Annotated in this window: 3 protein-coding genes; all 3 read right to left on the bottom strand. The window is 71.5% G+C overall.

Going from position 1 to position 1,484, the window contains the following annotated elements:
- The coding region (locus tag KBX39_RS31030) for a proton-conducting transporter membrane subunit (RefSeq protein ID WP_282102500.1) at positions 1–766 on the bottom strand (766 nt) is incomplete at its 3' end.
- On the bottom strand, positions 763–1,242 hold the full coding sequence (locus tag KBX39_RS31025) for a Na(+)/H(+) antiporter subunit C (protein WP_210873959.1): 480 nt from the start codon (positions 1,240–1,242) through the stop codon (positions 763–765). The genes KBX39_RS31030 and KBX39_RS31025, both read right to left, overlap by 4 nt.
- Positions 1,243–1,297: 55 nt before the next feature.
- A partial coding sequence (locus KBX39_RS31020) for a hypothetical protein (RefSeq protein WP_210873957.1) occupies positions 1,298–1,484 on the bottom strand: 187 nt, incomplete at its 5' end.

Here is a 1,484-nt window from a genome sequence, read left to right as displayed (position 1 = left end):
CGCCGACCTTGGTGAGCAGGCCGGCGAAGACGGCGGTCACCGGCGCGGGCGCGGTCGGGTAGCTGTCCGGCAACCACGCCGACAGCGGGAACACCGCCGCCTTGATCCCGAACGCGAGCAGCAGCATCAGTTGCAGCGTCAGGCGTACGCCCGACGGCAGCGCGTCCAGCCGGCCGGCGAGCTGCGCCATGTTCAGCGTGCCGGTGGCCGCGTACACCAGCCCCACCGCGGACAGGAACAGCAGCGACGACAGGATGCTGACCACCACGTACGTCGAGCCGGTGCGCAGCCGCACCTCGGTGCCGCCCAGCGTGATCAGCACGAAGCTCGCGGCGAGCAGGATCTCGAAGCCGACGAAGAGGTTGAACAGGTCCCCGGCCAGGAAGGCGTTCGTCACGCCCGCGGTGAGCACCAGGTACGTGGGGTGGTAGATGCTCACCGGCGCGGTCTCGCTGGTCTCCCCCCGGCCCTGGCCGATCGAGTAGAGCAGCACGCACAAGGTCACCGCTGAGGAGACCAGCACCATCAGCGCCGCCAGCTGGTCGGCCACCAGCACGATGCCCACCGGCGCCGGCCAGCCGCCCACCTGCACCACCACCGGCCCGAACCGGTACGCCTCGACCAGCAGCACCGCCGCCACCACCAGGACGCTGGACAGGCAGAGCACGCTTATCGACCGCTGCAGGCGGGGCCGCCCGGACAGCAGGAGGGTGAGCGCCGCGCCGAGCAGCGGCACCACCACCGGCAGCGGCACGAGCCCGCTCATGTCTCACCGTCCCGGCGCAGCCGCCGGCGGGCCGGCTCCGGGTCCACCTGCTCCGGGTCGTCGTCCGGGCCCTCGCCGCCGTGGTCCGCGGTCGACACCTCGTTACTCTCGGCGAGCCGGACGATCTGCCGGTCCTCCAGGTCGTCCTGCACCTCGTCGTCGCCGCTGGTGTACCAGCTGCGGTACGCGACGGCGAGCAGGAACGCGGTCAGCCCGAACGTGATCACCACTGCGGTGAGCACCATGGCCTGGGGCAGCGCGTCGCTCATCTCACCCTGCGGGGAGGAGCCCACGAACGGTGCGGCGCCGGCTCGCCCGCCGAGCAGGATGAGCAGGGTCACGCCGTTGCCGAGCAGGATGATGCCGAGCAGGATCCGGGTCAGGCTGCGTTCCAGCAGCAACGTGACACCGGCGGCGACGAGCACCCCGACCGCCAGCACCAGCACCAGCGTCGGACCGGCCGCCCCCCTGGTCACTGAGCCACCTCTGTTCGCGACTGCGGGGCTCGCAAACCCGGCTCACTCCTCGCGCTCACGATGGCCCGTCCCGCTGGACGATCAACCCGCGTCCCGCCTCACCGGCGGCCTCCACGTGCCGGTCCACCTCGGCGCCCAGGCTGCGCAGGATGTCCAGCACCAGCCCGACCACCACCAGGTAGACGCCGATGTCGAAGAAGAGCGACGTGACCAGGTAGAAGTCGCCGATCACCGGCAGCCAC

Origin of the sequence: Micromonospora sp. D75 (assembly GCF_018070405.1) — a bacterium.
Lineage (GTDB): Bacteria > Actinomycetota > Actinomycetes > Mycobacteriales > Micromonosporaceae > Micromonospora > Micromonospora chalcea.
Note: the sequence above shows the minus strand (reverse complement) of the source record. Positions and strands in the feature narration are given on the sequence as shown.